Annotated in this window: 16 protein-coding genes; 6 read left to right on the top strand and 10 right to left on the bottom strand. The window is 59.0% G+C overall.

Going from position 1 to position 18054, the window contains the following annotated elements:
- The first annotated feature begins 39 nt into the window (after nucleotides 1-39).
- The 3 genes from KGB18_RS29230 to KGB18_RS29220 all read left to right on the top strand — a co-directional run bounded on the left by KGB18_RS29230 (nucleotide 40) and on the right by KGB18_RS29220 (nucleotide 1423).
- Nucleotides 40-429: a GFA family protein gene (locus KGB18_RS29230; RefSeq protein WP_223570936.1), complete on the top strand. Its 390-nt coding sequence runs from the start codon at nucleotides 40-42 to the stop codon at nucleotides 427-429.
- A gap of 99 nt (nucleotides 430-528) precedes the next feature.
- A complete protein-coding gene (locus KGB18_RS29225) occupies nucleotides 529-930 on the top strand; it encodes a hypothetical protein (RefSeq protein ID WP_123721161.1) in 402 nt (133 codons plus the stop codon).
- A gap of 211 nt (nucleotides 931-1141) precedes the next feature.
- Nucleotides 1142-1423, top strand: coding sequence for a DUF3303 domain-containing protein (locus tag KGB18_RS29220; protein WP_050681474.1), 282 nt, complete (start codon nucleotides 1142-1144; stop codon nucleotides 1421-1423).
- A gap of 174 nt (nucleotides 1424-1597) precedes the next feature.
- Here the strand turns inward: KGB18_RS29220 and ligD are convergent, their stop codons facing one another.
- From ligD to KGB18_RS29175, 9 genes are all read right to left on the bottom strand, one after another.
- Nucleotides 1598-4243 (bottom strand): DNA ligase D, encoded by a 2646-nt coding sequence (gene ligD, locus KGB18_RS29215; RefSeq protein WP_223570935.1) that lies wholly within the window; start codon nucleotides 4241-4243, stop codon nucleotides 1598-1600.
- 316 nt (nucleotides 4244-4559) lie between these two features.
- The gene (locus KGB18_RS29210; RefSeq protein ID WP_123721159.1) at nucleotides 4560-5195 is read right to left on the bottom strand and encodes a LysE family translocator; all 636 of its coding nucleotides are present in this window, start codon (nucleotides 5193-5195) and stop codon (nucleotides 4560-4562) included.
- Nucleotides 5195-5977 carry an SDR family NAD(P)-dependent oxidoreductase gene (locus tag KGB18_RS29205; protein WP_123721158.1) on the bottom strand — a complete coding sequence of 261 codons (783 nt, stop codon included), beginning with the start codon at nucleotides 5975-5977 and terminating at the stop codon, nucleotides 5195-5197. The genes KGB18_RS29210 and KGB18_RS29205 overlap by 1 nt, the downstream gene beginning before the upstream one ends.
- Entirely contained in the window at nucleotides 5974-7170 is a 1197-nt protein-coding gene (locus tag KGB18_RS29200; protein WP_201060127.1) for an acetyl-CoA carboxylase biotin carboxylase subunit family protein, read from the bottom strand. The genes KGB18_RS29205 and KGB18_RS29200 overlap by 4 nt, the downstream gene beginning before the upstream one ends.
- Nucleotides 7167-8423 carry an ATP-grasp domain-containing protein gene (locus KGB18_RS29195; protein ID WP_123721157.1) on the bottom strand — a complete coding sequence of 419 codons (1257 nt, stop codon included), beginning with the start codon at nucleotides 8421-8423 and terminating at the stop codon, nucleotides 7167-7169. The genes KGB18_RS29200 and KGB18_RS29195 overlap by 4 nt, the downstream gene beginning before the upstream one ends.
- A gap of 44 nt (nucleotides 8424-8467) precedes the next feature.
- Nucleotides 8468-9424 carry a TauD/TfdA family dioxygenase gene (locus KGB18_RS29190; protein ID WP_123721156.1) on the bottom strand — a complete coding sequence of 319 codons (957 nt, stop codon included), beginning with the start codon at nucleotides 9422-9424 and terminating at the stop codon, nucleotides 8468-8470.
- Nucleotides 9425-9565: 141 nt separating this feature from the next.
- The gene (locus tag KGB18_RS29185; protein ID WP_223570934.1) at nucleotides 9566-11407 is read right to left on the bottom strand and encodes a carbamoyltransferase; all 1842 of its coding nucleotides are present in this window, start codon (nucleotides 11405-11407) and stop codon (nucleotides 9566-9568) included.
- Entirely contained in the window at nucleotides 11404-13449 is a 2046-nt protein-coding gene (locus KGB18_RS29180; RefSeq protein WP_223570933.1) for an iron-containing redox enzyme family protein, read from the bottom strand. The genes KGB18_RS29185 and KGB18_RS29180 overlap by 4 nt, the downstream gene beginning before the upstream one ends.
- Before the next feature lie 177 nt (nucleotides 13450-13626).
- Nucleotides 13627-14676, bottom strand: coding sequence for a hypothetical protein (locus KGB18_RS29175; protein ID WP_123721153.1), 1050 nt, complete (start codon nucleotides 14674-14676; stop codon nucleotides 13627-13629).
- Between the two features lie 628 nt (nucleotides 14677-15304).
- Here KGB18_RS29175 and KGB18_RS29170 point away from each other — a divergent pair.
- Entirely contained in the window at nucleotides 15305-15757 is a 453-nt protein-coding gene (locus KGB18_RS29170; protein WP_123721152.1) for a cupin domain-containing protein, read from the top strand.
- Between the two features lie 96 nt (nucleotides 15758-15853).
- On the opposite strand, the gene KGB18_RS29165 is transcribed toward KGB18_RS29170, so the two are convergent.
- Nucleotides 15854-16624, bottom strand: a complete 771-nt coding sequence (locus KGB18_RS29165) for a tellurite resistance TerB family protein (RefSeq protein ID WP_223570932.1) — start codon at nucleotides 16622-16624, stop codon at nucleotides 15854-15856.
- 113 nt (nucleotides 16625-16737) lie between these two features.
- On the opposite strand from KGB18_RS29165, the gene KGB18_RS29160 reads away from it, so the two are divergent.
- Both KGB18_RS29160 and pcsA read left to right on the top strand, forming a co-directional pair.
- Complete coding sequence (locus KGB18_RS29160; RefSeq protein WP_030128991.1) at nucleotides 16738-17109, top strand: VOC family protein; 372 nt, start codon at nucleotides 16738-16740, stop codon at nucleotides 17107-17109.
- A gap of 212 nt (nucleotides 17110-17321) precedes the next feature.
- Nucleotides 17322-18044: a phosphatidylcholine synthase gene (gene pcsA, locus KGB18_RS29155; protein ID WP_123721258.1), complete on the top strand. Its 723-nt coding sequence runs from the start codon at nucleotides 17322-17324 to the stop codon at nucleotides 18042-18044.
- Nucleotides 18045-18054 lie beyond the last annotated feature (10 nt).

Genomic DNA, 18054 nt, shown 5'->3' with positions numbered 1-18054 from the left:
CATCTAAGTAGCGCGATCAAAATTCGGGGAACGATGAACATGGATGGATTTCACCAAGGTAGCTGCCTATGCGGCGCGGTGAAGTATCAGGTATCAACTGAGCTGAAAGCCGTCACCCATTGCCATTGCAGCCAATGCCGAAAGGGGCATGGTGCAGCCTTCGCGACGTATGCCAGCGCTCCCAGGTCAGCGGTTTCGATCACGACTAGCGCAGAGACGCTCAAGGGTTATCAGTCGTCCGAAGGCGTAACACGACAGTTCTGCTCCAACTGTGGCTCCTCGCTGTTCTGGTCTGATTCGAAAGGACCGTTCCCAGATTGGATTTCGGTCGCGATAGGTACGCTGGATACGCCATTACTGGCTAAAAAGCAGAAACACGCCTGTGTATCCTCGAAAGCGTCCTGGTACGAAATACAAGATCCGCGATAAACCCAGCCGAGGACAGCAAGCCCGGGGTGTAGACATCGCGCTCAACGGCACAACAACCCCATGGGCAAACCCGATCATAGCGCTCTATGATTGAACCCCATGACGACCTCTCTTCCGATCCGCCAACCCTGCCCGCCCGGAGCCTGCATCTGCGAGCGTGAGCCGTTGCTGGAAACCCCCGGCGCGGATTTGCGCATCCTGAGCCTGACCCGGTCGGAGGAGAAGCGCCTGATCGAACGCCTGGAAAATCTCCAGAGCCTCGGCGATCTGGAGCGTCTGCAACGCCGGATGTATGAGCAGTTGGGTCTGCGCGTGGAGATCGTTCCGGGCTTCAATGAAGTGCGCACCATGCGCGGCATCAACATCACCCTCGGCGAATTGCCGGGCCTGTGTCGCAAAACCCGTCAGTCGATTCCGGCGGCGATTCGTCGAGGGCTGGAGAAGCGCCCGGAGATTGCCTACGAGCTGCTCAATGCCAACGACTTGTTGCGTGATGCCTGATGGTTTGCACTGTTATCCCGATATGTTCATTTCAAATGCCTGAAAGAGGATCAGCGGTCGTACGCAAAACGCGGGCCGCTGCTATGCCTTTTCATGGGAGAAAGGGTTTCAGGTCAGCCAGGATGGAGCTGGAAACACAAGCGTGACCGTGGCCCCGGCGCCAGCCAGGTGCGCGAAGATAATGGCGCCAATCCGTAGCAGGAGGTGGCAGATGTTATTCATCGTCAGTTGGTCCATCAGTCCGCAGCATCGTAATAGCGCGATCGAACGCTTTCTCAAGACCGGTGGCGCGCCGCCCGCAGGCGTCAACATGCTGGGGCGCTGGCATGCCGTCGGTGGCTCGAGTGGTTTTGGCATTGCTGAGGCCGATGATCCGGTGTCGATTCAGAAGTGGGTGCTGGAATGGAGCGACCTCATGAGCATGGAAGTCCACGCCGCATTGACCGATGAACAGGCAGCGCCGCTGCTGGCTGCCGCACTCGGCAAGCGATAGTCGTCGGGGCGGCGAGCCTGTGGTGAGGGGGCTTGTCGGAACGCCGCATCGCCCCGTTGGGCTGCGAAGCGGCCCCAAAATCTCTGATGTGCCTAAGATCTTGTGAGTGCTACGCACTCAAACGGGGCGATGCGGCGTTCCGACAAGCCCCCTCGCCACTTTCCTTCTGATTCCCTACTTTTTCATCCCTACCCGCCGCCGCATTTCGGCAGTAATCGTCTGTCGGGTTTTCTTCAGGTCGGCCCAGGGTTCGTCACCGATTTCGGCCAGGCGCTCATGCACGTTGTGCACGTTCCATTGATTGCCGCCCTTGAGCTCGGCAACCTCTTCCCGAAAGATCGGCACCGACACCGGCAGCCCTTCGCGAGTGCGCACGGCGTAGGCGCAAATAGTGGTGGCGCCCAGACCGTTGCGCAGGTAGTCGATGAAAATACGCCCTACACGGTTTTTCGGTCCGGACACCGCAGAAAAGCGATCCGGCAGTAATTTGGCCATGTGGCTGACGATTGCGTGGCTGAAGTCCTTGACCTCGTCCCAGCCTTGTTTGCGGGTCAGCGGTACCACCAGGTGAATCCCCTTGCCGCCGCTGGTTTTGAGAAACGCCTTGAGCCCCAGTTCATCCAGCACTATGAGCGTTAGCTGGGTCGCTTCGATCATGCTTTTCCAGGGCAGCGCCGGATCCGGGTCGAGATCAAGGACAAAGCGATCAGGTTTATCCAGATCGACTGACGTGGCATTCCAGGTGTGCAGTTCCACCGTGCTCATCTGCACCGCGCCGATCAGCGCTTTGGCGTTGTTGATGATCATCACCGGTTGGCCCGTCAGTTCCTTGTCCAGGGTAACAATCCCCGGAATGGCCAGCCGTTCGGCGTTCTTCTGAAAGAACAGTTCGCCGGCGATGCCGTCCGGCGCGCGCACCAGCGCCACCGGCCGGTCCTTGAGTTGCGGCAAAATCCATTCCGCAACGCTGGCGTAGTACTCCGCCAGTTGCATCTTGGTGGTGCCGCTGCTGGCATCGATCACCCGGTCCGGGTGCGTGATGCGCACCTTGCCGCTGGCCAGGCCGATTTGCGACGGCGCAACAGTCGACTGGACGGTTTTTGGGTCGGCGGCGTCAGGTTTCTCGGCGGCTGATTTCTTCTTCGCTGTGGATTTTGCTGCGGCGGTTTTCGAGGCTGATGTTTTCGAGGCTGAAGTGTTCACGGTTTTCGGCAACTCCTCGGTAATTTCTTTGGCAGGCTTGTCATCACGCAAACCATGGAACACGGCGTGGCGCACCGAGCCGTCCTTGGTCATTTCGGCGAAGGCCACTTCTGCCAACAGTGTGGGTTTGAGCCAATGCACACCCTTGGCCTCAAAACCGCTAGGCGGATTGACCACCGACGGCTTTTTCGTCTGCAGCGGTTTCAATTGTTCGTAAATACGCTTGAGAGTCGCCTCGTTGAACCCGGTGCCAACCTTGCCGGCATAACGCAATTCACCGCTTTCGCGGTCGTGCAATCCCAGCAACAACGCACCGAAGGCACTGCGCGCACCTTTGGGGTCGGTGAAGCCGACGACGACGAATTCCTGCCGATGTTTGCACTTGAGTTTGATCCAGTCACTGGTGCGCCGAGACACGTAAGGCGAGCCCAGGCGTTTGCCGATCAGCCCTTCCATCTTCATTTCGCAAGCACTGTTGAGCAACGCCTCCGGAGATTCGCCAAAGGCGTCGGAGAATCGCAACAGCGGATTTTCGTTGGGCTTGAGCACGGTCGCCAGCGCCGCCCTGCGCTCCTCGACAGGCACTTCGCGCAGGTCCACGCCGTTGAGGTAGGGCAAGTCGAACAGGTAGTAAACGATGCTGCCACTTCGGCCGGAATCGAACGCGTTTTGCAGCGCCTGAAAATCCGGAACGCCTTGCTCGTTGGCGACCACCATTTCGCCGTCGAGCCAGGCCGACTCCAGGCCCAGCGCTGCCAGTGCCTCGGCTTGCCCGGGTAATTTGTGGGTCCAGTCGTGACCATTGCGGGTGAAGAGTTTGACCTCATCGTGGTCGATGCGCGCCATGACCCGGTAGCCGTCGAACTTGATCTCATAGCTCCATTCGCCGCTCGGCGCGGATTCGACCAGCGTTGCCAGTTCGGGTTTGAGCAGCTCCGGCAGCTCGGCTTTGCGAGCGCCCGTCAGTTGTGCCGACTTTTCCTTACGCGCCTTGGCCGGCGCTTTTTTGATCGGTTTAGTTTCTTTAGCTCCGTGCTTTTTTTCCAAAATGGTGCGGTCGCTGAGCACGCTGTCGGGCTCGGCGGCGACCACGTCGTATTCGCTGTCGGGTCTGGCGGCGCTGTCCTGATGCTTGATCAAAAACCATTGTTCCTGCTTGCCCGGCATGTGCGTGCGCACGAGGTTCCACAGGCCGCCGAGCTTCTCTCCTTTCAGCTCGAATTTCAGCCGGCCCTTGGTGTATGCCTTGGCCGGATCGTCCTGGGGAATCCACACTCCACGGTCCCAGACGATCACATCGCCGGCGCCGTAATGCCCTTCGGGAATGGTGCCCTCGAACGTGGCGTAATCCAGCGGATGGTCTTCGACGTGGATGGCCAGGCGCTTGATCTTGGGGTCCAGCGACGGCCCTTTGGGCACGGCCCAACTTTTCAGCGCACCGTCGAGTTCCAGGCGAAAGTCATAGTGCAGGTGCGAGGCGTCATGCTTCTGAATGCAGAATTGCAGAGCATGCGCTTTGGCTTGTCGTCTGCCTTTTGCGGATTTGGAAACACCGGCAGGCTCGGGACTTTTTTCGAAGTCCCTCATGTTGTTGTACTTTTCGAGCGGCTTGTCCATAGCGCCCTCCACGGGTTTATGACTGAATCAAACCGTTATTGTCATGAGACCCCAGATGAGTGCGCGAAGGTTCAGTAGTCTTGCAAAACTTGAGTACCGAAGACGACCTCGGACGCTGGCAAGCCGTACCAGCTCCGCTCGAAGGAAATCAATCACTGGAGGAGGCGTAGGGAGGAATCAGAGAAACCTGTGGCGAGGGAGCTTGCTCCCGCTTGAGTGCGTAGCACTCACAAAAAATCGACAATGGTTGTCAGATTTTTTTGGGGCTGCTTCGCAGCCCAGCGCGAGCAAGCTCGCTCGCCACAACGGTCTTTTATCAGGTGAGAGGCTTGCGCAGCAGGATATCGACCGCGAAGACGCCCAGGACAGTCCCGGACACCCAGCGTTGAGTGCGCATGGCAGATGGTCGCTTGGCCAGGAAACCACTGACCCTGGAGGCGGCGAGGACGATCATGCCGTTCACTGTGACGGCAATGGCGATCTGTACCAGCCCCATCTGGACGAATTGCTGGAAGGTAGACCCTGCGGAAGGGTCGATGAATTGGGGAATTAGCGCGGAATACATCAGCGCAATCTTCGGATTCAGCAGGTTCGTCACTAGCCCCATCGTGAACAGCCGTCTCGGCGAGTGAGGTGGCAGTTCGCGCGCCTCGAAGGGGGAAGCGCCCCTAGGCTTTAGCATGTTCCAGGCCAGGTAGCCCAGATAGAATGCGCCGGCAATCCTGACGACATCGTAGGCGACTGGCACCGCCTTGAACAAAGCAGCCAGTCCCAGTCCCGCAGCCAGCAGGTAGCACACGAAGCCTAGCGCCACACCCGCCAGCGAAATCATCCCAGCCAGCCGCCCTTGGGAAATCGTCCGCGAGGTCAGGTAGATCATGTTGGGACCAGGTGTCAGAACCATGCCCAAGGAGATGATGGCCACACCGGCCAGGTTTTCCAGCGCCATCATTAGCGTGCTCCTTCGTTCAAAGGGGATTTGTCGGCCCGCTGTTGCTCGAGCCAGCCGAGACTGCCGCGGAACAGCGCATGCTGAGCGCGCTGTGCCACTGGCCGAACCACGATTTCGTCGACATTGACATGTGCGGGCTGATCGGCAACCCAGGCCACTACTTGGGCGACATCGTCCGCGCTCAAAGGCCGGTCGACATCCTCGTAGATGGCGTTGACCCGTTCGGCGTCGCCGTGAAAACGCTTCAAGGAAAACTCTGGCGTATGCACCATGCCGGGGAGCACCTCGGTGATGCGCACCGGTACGCCCTTCATTTCCAGTCGCAAGGAATGGGTCAGTGCGCGCTGAGCACTCTTGGCCGCGCAATAGCCGCCGCCCCCCTCATAACTGGCTAGCGCAGCCGTAGAGGTAATATTGACGATGGCCCCTTGGGATGCGATGAGCCGAGGCAACATCAGTTGGGTCATCAGCAAAGTCCCAAGTACGTTGCTGTTGAACATGTTCGTCCAATCCTCGGCACTGGCCCTGTCTACCGCATCCAGGCCGATCGCACCGCCCGCACAGTTCACTAGAAGATCGCACTCGGAAATCTGCACCAAGTCCTCCTCTCGCGCTTGTGTCACGTCCAGCACAATGGCGTGTCCGCCGGTTTCGCCGGCAATCTGCTCGAGCCGATCCCCCCTGCGCGCCACAAGGAATACCCGCCAGCCACGACTGGCCAAGGTACGGCAGCATGCCTCGCCAATGCCACTGCTGGCACCTGTAACCACTGCTGTTTTCAAGGTTGAGCTCCCCATGACTCGGATAAATGTTCGAAGATCGTTCCCACGTCTCGTACCAGCGCGGGACGATCGAAGCTGCGCAGGCGAAGTCGGGTGCCAGCGCCCTCATAAACACCGCTGGCGAAGCGATCCAGGTGCTGCGGCTGAGCCCAGTACAGGGTACCCAAGCCATCGCGCGGCGAGCTGTTGCGGCGGGCGATCACCCATGCACCCCGCTCGCGATGCAATGGCCTGCCCTCCTTGCTAAGGCTGCGCGCAAGGTCCCTGTAGCGGGTAGACGCCCCGGTCTGGAGTTCCCAAGCGATCCCCAGCAGGTCGATATCCCTCACCTCTCGCCAGAGGAATGGGATTTCGGCGCCACCGACCCGGGCACCGATTTCCAGGAAGAGCAATTGGTCATCCAGGTCGAACAGTTCGAGATGGAAGACGATTTCTCGCTCAGGCGCGAAGACCGCCAGCAGTTGCTCGACGCGCCCCGCAATCCGCTGTTCGTCGTCGCCCTCCTCGAGCTCGATACTACCCAGCGGGCTGTCCGGACCGAAATCGGCACAGCTATTCACATAACGTGACGCCGTGACCACCACAATCCGTTGCCCATCCCACCAGCCGTCTACGTGCAGGATGGGGGCCGCGCAGTAAGCCTGGACCATCATCGGCTCCGTTGCCTGCCGGATCTGATCAAGATCCCCTGGGCCGCGAAGAAATTTTACGCCACGACTCGCCGTGCCATAGCGCGGCTTGAGTACCAGCGGATAGCCGTGTTCGGCCGCCAGTCGCTCCACAGCGTCGCGAGAATCGGCGGCCGAGGCAGGCAGCACGCCGATCGACGATTGCCGACCAGCGACCTCCAGCATAGTGAGCTTGTCGCGGAACCGCTCGGTCCAAGCGACAAGATCTCCCGGTACCTGCCATCGCTCGCGGATAGAAGCCGCATTGAGCAGGTCGCCCTCATTAAGGGCAACCACCAGCGCTGGAACGCCATGTTGCTCGACCAAACGCTCAGCCTCAACCATGACCGCCTCAACATCGTCCAGTGAGGCGAGCGTCGAGCTTGACGCCAGACGCTCGCTCGGCAGGGACGCGCGGGATTCGGGCGTGCAGATCGCCCGAATTTGCATGCCTGCAGGCAGTTCGTATCGGTCGTAGAGCGCTTGGCAGCCGACCCAACGGTGCAAGCACAGGACATATCTCATGCCGTGGGGTCCACGATGAAGTGGACCGCTTCCACCAGTTCGTCGCCGATCCGGACAGCGTCCTCGCGCGAGACGCCTGTTGCCAGGACATACCCTGAAACGCAGTCGGCAACGGTGTCGAGCGGCGGAATCTTGTCGCCCTCATGCTTCTGGATGACGACGGCACGCTCGGCATCACCCAGTTCGAACAGGAACGGCAGGAACACCAGTGGCGTCTCGCCGGGCTTGGTATGGCGCACATCGACGTCAGGCTTGAGATCGAGCTCGACCTTTCTGACCTTGCCAGGCGTCGGTACAAAAAACTGGATCGCAGCACCAGCCTTCGGCTCGGGCGACACATCCGGCAGGATGTCGATACCCAGTGGCACAGTAAGGAACATGCGGTTCAGATCCAGGCCGAACGCACGCCGCACCAGTTCCGGGGCACCCGAGCCCGCCAGGCGAGCGTGGGATTCGAGTACACGAGGACCTTTCGGAGTCAGCACGAACTCGCTGTGGGAAGGCCCCTCCTCCAACTCTACGGCGTCGAGCAGGCGGCAGGTCATTTCCTTCAGCTCGCTCAGCCATTTCCTGGCCTCAGTACTCGGCGTGCTCACCTCCCACTCAACGTATTTGTCGTTCATGCGGTACTGGGAGTAACCAATCGGAAGGTGGCGACCCTTGAACGAGAAGGAATCGACGCTGACGACCGGCCCTTCCAGGTACTCCTCGATGATGATGTGCTTGACGTCGGCATCCTGAAGCGCTTGCCAGGCCTTGGAAGCGGAGGCTTCGTCATCGCAGGGATGGATATGCAGGCTGGCTACGCCTTCGGCTGGTTTGAGAACCGACTTGCCATGCGCTTTGACGAACGTGACGGCATCCTGCGCACTGGTGACATGGCGATAAGCTACCGGGCTCAGGTTGTGCTCGACCAGCAACTCGCGCATGGCCACTTTGTCCTTGAGCAGGCGCGCAGTCTTATAGGAGACCCCGGTGAGGCCGAAGTGATCGACCACCTTGCCCGTCGACTCGCCCGCCACTTCGGTGGTGGTAATGATGCGATCGAACGGACGTTCGCGGTGCAGGGGCTCGAGGACCTTGATAATGGCCTCGGCGTCGTCAAGCCTGGCATGCACCACCTGTTCGCAATGGGCGAGGATAGCCTGCTCGTAGTCGCCCTCTTGATGCACCAGTACGACGTCGATGCCCAGTTCTTTGGCCCCGTGGATTGGCGCGGGGCGGCCACCGACTACTGCGATACGCTTGTTCATGCATAAACTCCATGTCTATTGGGATGGTTTTTTGAAGCAAAGGCTCAACTGCCGTACACCCTGCGCAGCCAGCGCGCTTTGCCGTTGAGCAGGGGCTGGAACGCCTTGCGTCGGTGCAGCACGCGGGCATTTTTGAAAATGAAGAAGTCGCCTGGCTGCAGCACCACCTCTATACCTTGGGCATCACGTAGGCACTGGCGCAGGAGCGCAAGAGCCTTTTCGCTGTCCAGATCGAGCGCGGCCACGATGCCGTCGTCAAAGCGCAGGCGATAACCGCCAGCGTCCTGCTCCAGCACCGGCAGCACTCTCGGCTGGCCATCGAAGCCCTCGTTGGAGGCGGGGGCACCAAAGGTGTAGGCAGCCTTCTGCAACTGGGCGATCGCCCAGGTGGGCAGCTGTGAAAGAACGTGATCCACACAAACAATGTCGGTGGAGGCGCCTTCACAGTTGCGCACGGCGGTGAAGGCCAAAAAATTCGGCACGGAGGTCGCGACATTTCGGCTTTGATCGGCGAAGGGCCAGTTGGGGTTGTCGGTGTGCCAGAAAAACTCCACATCGGCGCCCCAAGAGCTCGTGGTGCCCGCGGCCTCCGGAACCGGAACGACGTTTCTGACCAGCTTGCCGAAGTTTTCATACTCGACGGCATGCGGCCTGACACCCAGCAGCCGCAGCATGCCAAAGTGCAGCAGGTCAAAGTCAAGAACGCACTCGGCATTGGGCAGGAAGCCATTGCGCGGCGTCGCGACGTCCGTAGAGAGCGAAATGCCTCTGATGAGCAACGCTTTGTGCGGGCTGGCAGGAAATGCACGAATCGCCTCGACGATATCCCGGCCCAACACTGTGCCGAGCCAGTCGCCGCCGACGGCTCCCACACTGTCAGCGCAGTGCGGCGTTTCGGCCAACCTCACGCGACAGTCCTTCAGCCCGGTCAGGTCGGGATCATTGACGACCATCACCTGTACCAACGAAGCCTCCTGAACATCTATGGCCATGAGGCTCATGATTTGCGGTTCAGGTATGAGGTGACCTTGGGGTCCGGCCGATGGGCAAACGCTTTGGTTCGCCGGATAAACATCCCCAGCGGCAGGATCAGGTAGAGCAGAACATAATCCATAGTGCACCTTCCCTAGTGTCTGAAATAGTTAATCCAGCGGTACTGTCTCGCGCCAGTCGACCGCTTCCTCAAACTGAGGCTGCTCCGTTTTATCGAGGTAGAAATCGCCAATCGCCAACACGTCCATATTGGTACGCATGAAGCAGCGATAAGCTTCGAATGGCGTGTTCACAATGGGCTCACCGCGCACGTTGAACGAGGTGTTGACCAGTACCGGACACCCTGAACGCTGGTAGAAGCGTTCCAGCAGCGCCCGGAACCGCGGGTTGCGCTCCCGGTCCACGGTCTGCACCCTTGCCGAGTAGTCCACGTGGGTGATTGCCGGCAGATCACTACGCACCAACTTGAGCAAGTCGATGCCGGTAAGCCGCGCGGTCTCCTGTGGGATCGCCTTGCGAATGACCTTCGCAATGGGCGAGACCACAAGCATGTAGGGGCTTTCCTCTACGATGTCGAAGTAGTCTGCCGCTTTTTCCTCAAGCACCACGGGAGCGAAGGGACGGAAGGACTCGCGAAACTTGATGCGCAAGTTCATGTTTGACTGGGTGTCCGAGCGGCGCGGATCACCCAGGATCGAACGGCTGCCAAGTGATCGTGGACCGAACTCCATTCGACCCTGGAACCAGCCGATGACCCCGCCCTCCTCTATGCTGGTGATCACCCGTTGGTCGAGCTCTTCCTGCGAAAGCCTGTGAAAAACAGCGCCGCAGGCTTCCAGTTCGTCCCTGATCTGCTCCTCACTGTACTCCGGCCCGAGCAATGCTCCGCTCATGCCATCACGGACGTCGGCCGGTAGTTCGCGGCTTGCTACCCAGCGATGCTTGCGGTCAGTCAGCAGCGCGGCGCCGAGCGAGCCACCCGCATCGCCTGCCGCCGGTTGCACCCACAGCCGGTCAAACGTTCGCTCACGTGAGATCACGCCGTTGGCTACGCAGTTAAGGGCAACGCCCCCGGCCATGCATAGCGATGTCTCGCCAGTGAGCTCACGGGCGGTCTTGGCCAGGCGCGAAACGACTATCTCCGTGACTTTCTGCACCGACGCTGCCAAATCGAACTCGCGATCGGTCAGTGGTGCCTCGGGCAAGCGCCGGGGGCCACCGAATAGCCGCTCAAAAGCATCGCCCGTCATGACTTGGCCCTTGATGAACTCGAACTGGGTCCAGTCGAGTCTGAAGCTGCCATCGGGCTTCACATCGATCAGATGCGAGAGGATCGTGTCGACGTAGCGAGGCTCGCCATAAGGCGCAAGTCCCATGAGTTTGTATTCGCCGGAGTCCACCTTGAAGCCGCAGAAATAGGTGAAGGCCGAGTAGAGCAGGCCCAGCGAATGGGGGAAGGACAACTCTGCGACCAGCTCGATGCCCTCTGGCTTACCGTGCCAGATCGTGGTCGTCGCCCATTCGCCGACACTGTCGATACACAGGATCGCGGCGCTCTCGAACGGACTGGGGAAGAACGCCGATGCAGCGTGGGAATCGTGGTGGCCATGCACTTCGATTCGGCGACCGTCCCGGTCTCCCATCGCTCTGAGATGACGCACGACCTCGCGGTCCATTCGGCGCTTGGTGGATAGCCATTCGCCAAGCACCGGTGCATAGGTGCGCGCTGCCGAAAACCCGGCCACGGCTGCCGTCGAGAGTACCCGACGGAACTTGAGCGCCGGGTCTTCGTAATAGGCGACATGGTCGACATCGGCCAGGTTTATACCTGCGTACTTCAGGACATACTCAATGGCCCTGCATGGAAAACCCGGGTCATGTCGGATCCGGCTGAAACGCTCTTCCTGGGCTGCGGCGACGATCTTGCCGTCCACCACCAGAGTGGCCGCGCTGTCGTGATAAAAGGCAGAGATGCCAAGCGTAATCGTCATAGCAGCGACCTCACTTTTTCGCGAAACTTATCCAGCATTGTTTGCTCCCTGGGTGGATTGAGCGCGACGAATCCATTACGCACGCGCGCCCAAAGTTCATCACGGTCACTTCTAGAAAATGCGCAAAGGTACGTGTCCAGACTCGCGGCAGCCCATGCCGTATGCCCGGTAGAGATGTTGTCGATGGAGTTGTGCAGATCGACGAACATCGTCGGATAGCCGTAGGCGACCAACGCCTTGTGGGTACGCCGATAACCGCCACCTACACCGGATAGCTCCATCGCCAGGTTCAGCCCGAGAATCTCCGGGCAGTAGGTTTGGGGATATCGTCCGATTGCCAACCAGAACACGGGCAGCTCGAAGTCCTCGTCGTTGAAACAAGCTGCGTTGGCGTATCCAGGGTCGGCGGTGGCCGGCAACACGCCATGTACTGCCTTGAGCAGATGGCGGTAGATGACGGGATGGTTCTGCGCCTCGATTCCGTTGCCCAACTCATCGAAAAGCGTTTCAAACAGTCGGCTGCCGTACGCCGTGGAGGCTACCGCCGGATGAGCGAACCCGGCCAGCCAAGCCCCGTCGATCATTGTCAGAGGCGCCAGGGACAGGATATCGGCGACCACCTCATCGCTAGACGGCAGCTCTTCGCCCTCCTCCAGCGCTTGGTTGGACGCTTCATGCTGACCCTGCAACCACTGCTGCAGGACACCGGGGGCCCACTGCTCTGGCAGCGAGCAATTCCCCTTGGCGACGCCATGGGCGGCCCTGGCCAGCCAGCTCTTCACGTAGTGACCGGCATAGGATTCCTCTGACGGCGTGAGCTCCATGCGCAACATGCGCGGGTAGGCTTCTCGTGGACTGAATCTGGCGACCAACGCTTGGATTTCAGCGTCCTCGCGAAGCGCCCCGGCGAGTGTGCCGTCGTCTTTCCATACCTGGAAAGCCGGGGGCTGCCTGGGCGCATCGGAGTAAGGCAAGCCGGAGATCCAGCGGTGAAGAATGGCAATATCTTCGCGACTGAAGATTCGGAACATCTTGCCCCGCGGAGAAATCAGGCTGGTGAGTAGTGGGCTCGATTCCGGCTTGCCCGCACGCACGTAGGCGCTGGCGGCAAGATGGTCGAGGAACTTCAAGGAGTCGTCGACCGCGAGCAAGGGCTTCATCGGCACCTTATTCAGCCGTGTCTTGTCATGGTATTGGCAAGCATCCAGCCGACGTCGGCTGATCAGGTGGCATGCCGCCTCTCTCGGATCGAGCCAGCGCTCAAGCAGATTGAGCAGCGCTTCGCCCATCTCCTCGGCCTGCCAGCGCGCCCACAGGTAGCCTTGACGTACCCCATCGTTTCCAGCCAGTCCCATGTGCACGAGAAATTCCCGGACTGCCATTTCAGCGAGCACGGCGAGATCATCGGTACTACCGGCGGGATCACGACGCAGATCGAGAAACTGGCGGGCGGATGGCTCGTTGTGGGTGATGAACTCGAACGAAGGCAGCAGCCCGCAATGGCGCAGGTAAAGGTTGGCCCCCAATATCTGGGCTGTCAGCGACTCTGGGAAATGCCCCAGTACGACCAGGGTCGAGGCAAAGTTGAAGGCTCCATCCGAGATCCTCGGGTCGGCCACCGACCGCAGGAGGTCTTCGCCAGCATCTGCCAGCGCATGTTGACGCAGCAATTCCTGGTAGCGCTGGATACGATTGGCCCCCGGCTGACCGGCACCCACATCCGCCGCATGGATTCTCAGCGCTGCCATGGCATGGCGCGCTTCATTATTCCAGCTACCACAGACCCCATGAATCAGGTGCTGGCTGCCGATCAGAAAGGGAGCCGACTCCAACGCCGCCTTGGCACGCAGCGCCTGGGCATCTGCTTCGTTCGTCTCGATTGCCTGTGCCAACCGTCGGAATCCGTCGCGCAATGGCCCAAGCCGTTCGCACGCAACGCTCGCCAGCCCCACCAAAGCCGTCGCGCTGGTGAAGTCGACGCCTGCCAAGTCCGTCCCATGCACCGCATCCAGGCAAGTGCACAGGCTGACCGGCGTGAACATGCGCCTGGCCTCTCCCCCAGTCTCTGCCCCGAGGAAACTGGAAAAGATTTGTCTATTAGTCCTCATCAGTGCATTGGATAGATGGAGGAATTGTTTTTCTTCTTGGCCTTTTTCTTTTTCTTGAACAAAGAGCCAAGTGCATTGCGAATCCGCTTGAACATAAAGCCTCCTAAACTTTCACTGCAGGTATCGATGAATGGCGCGTGCTACGACATCACTGCCAAGGTCGGTAAAGTGCGCACGGTCAACGTATAACCACTCATCGCCCGGACGCTCTCTAAAATCATCGATTAAACTGGCAAATCGAATACCCAAGTCATGACAACCATTGCCCAAACTATCAGCATAATATTCCGCGACAGTGGGAGCGGATATGTCGCCATACAAATGTTGCCAAGTGCCAAACCGGGAAATTCGATCAAGCTCATCGAACAGTTTCTGCTCTTCGGCGCACGGTGTTCTTACCCAAGTCGCCAAGGGCTGGAGAACAAACGTAAGTTCCGCACCCAACGAATCCGCGAGCTGTTTCCAAGTAGTCAATCGACTGAGGGTGTCTTGCATGGCGCGCACCAGAGTTTGCGAAATCGGCGGAACCTCGGTCGTTTCGGCTGGCCACTTTGGAAGTTTGCCAGGTGGCAGTTCCGCGCCATTCTCCTCAGCAATTTCATCAAACTTTTCGTAGTAGTCACCGCAGAAATAGAACGGCGGAAGATCACCTCGAATGAACTCAGGAAGACGCGCCATGACCAGAGTATTGAAGCCTCCCATGATCACGATCCGGCGCACTTTGGGCAGTCGATGGGCATGCAGCACGAATAGCATCAATTCCTGGGTCGCATTAAAGGTATGCCCCGCAAAATTCAGCCATGGCGTACCGTCGGGATCATGCGTGGACAGCCGGCTCGCGACCGAGGCGGCATCACTGGAAGCCCCGTAACCCAAGGCTGACGAGGCTCCGACCAGCAAATTTACCGCTGGCAGCGCACTGGCCTCCAGGGTGCCGACACTGATCGGCCGGCCTTGCGCATCATGGGCCAGGCGAAATCCGAGCCGATCGGTATTGATCGATTCCGAACGGTAGTCGGCGGCATTGAAACCCATCACATAAGGCAGGTACTGGGAACGACTGCGACTGGCGAATTGATCGTAGACGAGCATCTGAGGTGTCAACTTCACACGCTCCAGACTGGGATCATCTAGTGCGATGCGCTTGCGTCTTTTAAACATAGCCAAGCCACTCCTTTAGCGAGAATCAGAATTCCATTTAATCAGCCAAATTTTTTCGAGGCGAACAACGCCACCCCTTTCGAATTCTTAATATCGAAAATGCGAATTTGCCGATAACGACCCATGGCAAGCCAAGCATCATAAGTTCTGGCTATTACCAACCCAAACCGTTAGATGCATGAAGGTCGAAATTAACTAAAACCGTATGCGAGCAATAAAACTCACATCGCGATGCGACGAGACGGGAAATTCAGTGATGGCTGTTGCGAGGTGAAATATGGAGGTATTGCATACTGCAATACGGTGACGCGCAGAGCTTCCATGCATTGTATCGTCCCTTTACCTTTATTCTTTTCAGCCCCTCAGAGAGGACTCATGCGATCGAGTCTAGACATTGAACCCCGTATGTCAAATAAAAGTACCTGCATTTTTTCAATGGGGAAAAACATTCATGAAAGGACGAGCAAATCAACAAACCCTATGAATGCCCGATCACTCGCGCCAATGAAATGACAGCCTTTATATTGACGTTTAAATTGCCCGGACAGACGGGCCGGTGTTGCGGCACTTGCTCGCGACGCAGTGAATATACTCAGCGAATGGGGGATTCATGCCTCGGAGAACAATCATGCGAACGGTTCACGTCATCGAAGCCGGGAAAACGCCCGCGCCGGCCAAAGTTGTTGGAGAGACCATCACTATTCTTGCCGGCGGCGATCTGACCAAACCCTTTGAAGTGCACATCCAGGAAGGTGTGCAGGGTGGCGGGCCACCGCTGCATTTTCACCCTTGGGACGAAGCGTTCTATGTCATCAATGGGCAGGTTGAAGTGACCGTCGAAGGGCAATCCACCACCCTCTCGACCGGGGGTTACGTGCACATCCCCGCAGGGTCGATCCATGCTTACAAGAACATCAGCCCCACCGCGAAAATGATCGGCGTGGTTTCCGATCCACGCGGCGGTCAGTTCTTTGCGGCGTTGGATCAGCTCAAAGTGCCTGAAGACCTGCCTCGGATACTGGAGATATCTGAAGGCTTCGGCGTTACGTTTCTGCTGCCGAAATCACCAGAACACACGTAGGAGTTGCCGCAGGCTGCGATCTTTTGATCTTTGGGATGTTCAAAACCGCTGAAAATCAAAAGATCGCAGGCTTCGCCAGCTCCTACAAGGGAACGTTTAGACAGTGCCCTTGGCCTGCTGCTCCAGATGAACCTGCAACTCTGGATCGATCTTCAACGCAGCGGCCAATTCATCCAGATAGTTGCGTTCAGCGTCCTGCTGATCGTCCACCAACATCACGCTGGCCAGGTACATCTCGGCGGCCATGCCCGGATCCTGGGCAGATTGCGCCACATCGGCGGCATCCAGTGGCCGGGCGACTTCGTCATCGAGCCATTGCTGCAGTTGCGGATCGTCGGTGTGGCGGCCGATCTCGGTGCTGATCATCTGTTTCTCGGCATCATCTATGCGGCCATCGGCCTTGGCGGCGGCGATCAAGGCGCGAAGGATGGCGTGGCTGTGGTCTTCGATTTCCGGGCCAGACAACAGGTCAACGGTGCGCGGTGCCTGTTGCGGTGCCGAGGCCTGGCTGCGTTGCCAGGCCTGATATGCCTGGAACGCCATCATCCCCAAAGAAGCCAACGCCGCGTAATTGGTGCCACCCGAACGTGTCTGGGTCGAACGGCCCATGGGTGAATTGCCGCCCAGCAGACCACCGAGCAAACCACCCAAGCCTCCACCGCCCGCACCGGCACCCGCGCCGCCCCCCAACAGACCACCAAGCAACCCGCCGAGGCCTCCTTGAGCTGACGCCGCACCGCCACTTTGTTGCGACTGCGAGCCTTGGCTGGCCCGCAGTAATTGCTCGAGCAAATCGCTGGTGTTCATGACGACGTCCTCATCAATGGGCAGAAACTCAGTCAGGCAACGATAGTCCTCACCCGACATTCCGCCAACTCCGTCTGGCTGACGTCATGGGTGCTGCCCTCGCCCTTCACACTCCTGACAGAAACTGACACCCCCTCCTTTTATGCTGCGCCCACCTTGAATGGAGCAGCCCTATGATCACTCCCCGTTATATTTTGCTTTTCGTGGAAAACCCCGCCGTCAGTGCGCGGTTCTATGAGTTTCTGCTGGAGCGCAAGCCCGTGGAAGAGTCGCCGACCTTCGCGCTATTTGTCCTGGAGGGAGGCTACAAACTGGGGCTCTGGTCACGGCATACCGCCGAACCAGCAGCGCAGGCGACGGGCGGCGGGACCGAGCTGGCGTTCCCGGTGGAGTCCGCCGAGCAGGTCGATGCGCTATTTGCCGATTGGAGTGCGCTTGGGCTGACCATGGTGCAAGCACCGACAGAGCTGGACTTCGGTCGCACCTTCGTCGCGCTCGACCCGGATAACCATCGGCTGCGCGTGTTCCACCCCTCGCTGAGCTGACGCCCGTCCCGATATCGGTCAAGCACAGGCGTGCCGCGCTCAATACGTGCCCCGGATATTTCCGGGGTATTTTTTTGCACGGAGGCTAAGATTCAAAGGTGGTGAACCTTATTCCCGAAAATCCGGTCGATACCTGCAACCCGACCCGGTTTGCCGACGCCCTCAACAAGAGGGTGATAATTGGCTTGCTTCACTTTCTGGAGAACGCCCCCGTGATATCCACTGTACACATTGCCAGGCTCAAAGCATGGGGCGCCCATGGTTTTACCGCCACTGGCGTGGTCACAGCCTTCCTCGCGACCCTCGCCTTGTTGGAGAACCAGCCCACCAATTGCCTGCTGTGGCTGGGCGTGGCGCTGATCGTCGACGGTCTGGACGGCGCGCTGGCACGCAAGGTGAATGTGCAGTCGGTGCTGCCGAGTTTCGACGGTTCGATCCTCGACCTGGTGATCGACTACCTCACGTATGTGTTTATCCCGGCACTGTTCATCTACCGTTACATCCCGTTGCCGGACTACACCCTGCTGCTGACCGTGTCGCTGATTCTGGTGTCATCGCTGTTTTGTTTCTGCAACGTCAACATGAAGAGCAAAGACAACTACTTCCAGGGCTTCCCCGCCGCATGGAACGTGGTTGCGCTGTGCCTGTACATCATCGACCCGTCGCCGTGGATCACCTTGATCGCCGTCATCGGCCTGGCGCTGCTGACCGTGACCCGAATGAAGTTTCTTCACCCGTTCCGCGTGCGCCGGTTCATGCCGATCAACATTGCCGTGACGGCCATCTGGCTGCTGTGCAGCTTGTCGCTGGTGGTCAACCACCCGGTTATCAATCCGCTGGTGATGGGCTTGTGGCTGCTGATGTCGGCGTACTTCCTGGGGATCTGCTTCTGGCGCACGGCGCTGGAGTGGTTCGACAGCTCGCGGCTCAAATAGGCACTGCGAT

The sequence above is a fragment of the Pseudomonas sp. BF-R-26 genome (assembly GCF_019947395.1).
Taxonomy (GTDB): Bacteria; Pseudomonadota; Gammaproteobacteria; order Pseudomonadales; family Pseudomonadaceae; genus Aquipseudomonas; species Aquipseudomonas farris.
Note: the sequence above shows the minus strand (reverse complement) of the source record. Positions and strands in the feature narration are given on the sequence as shown.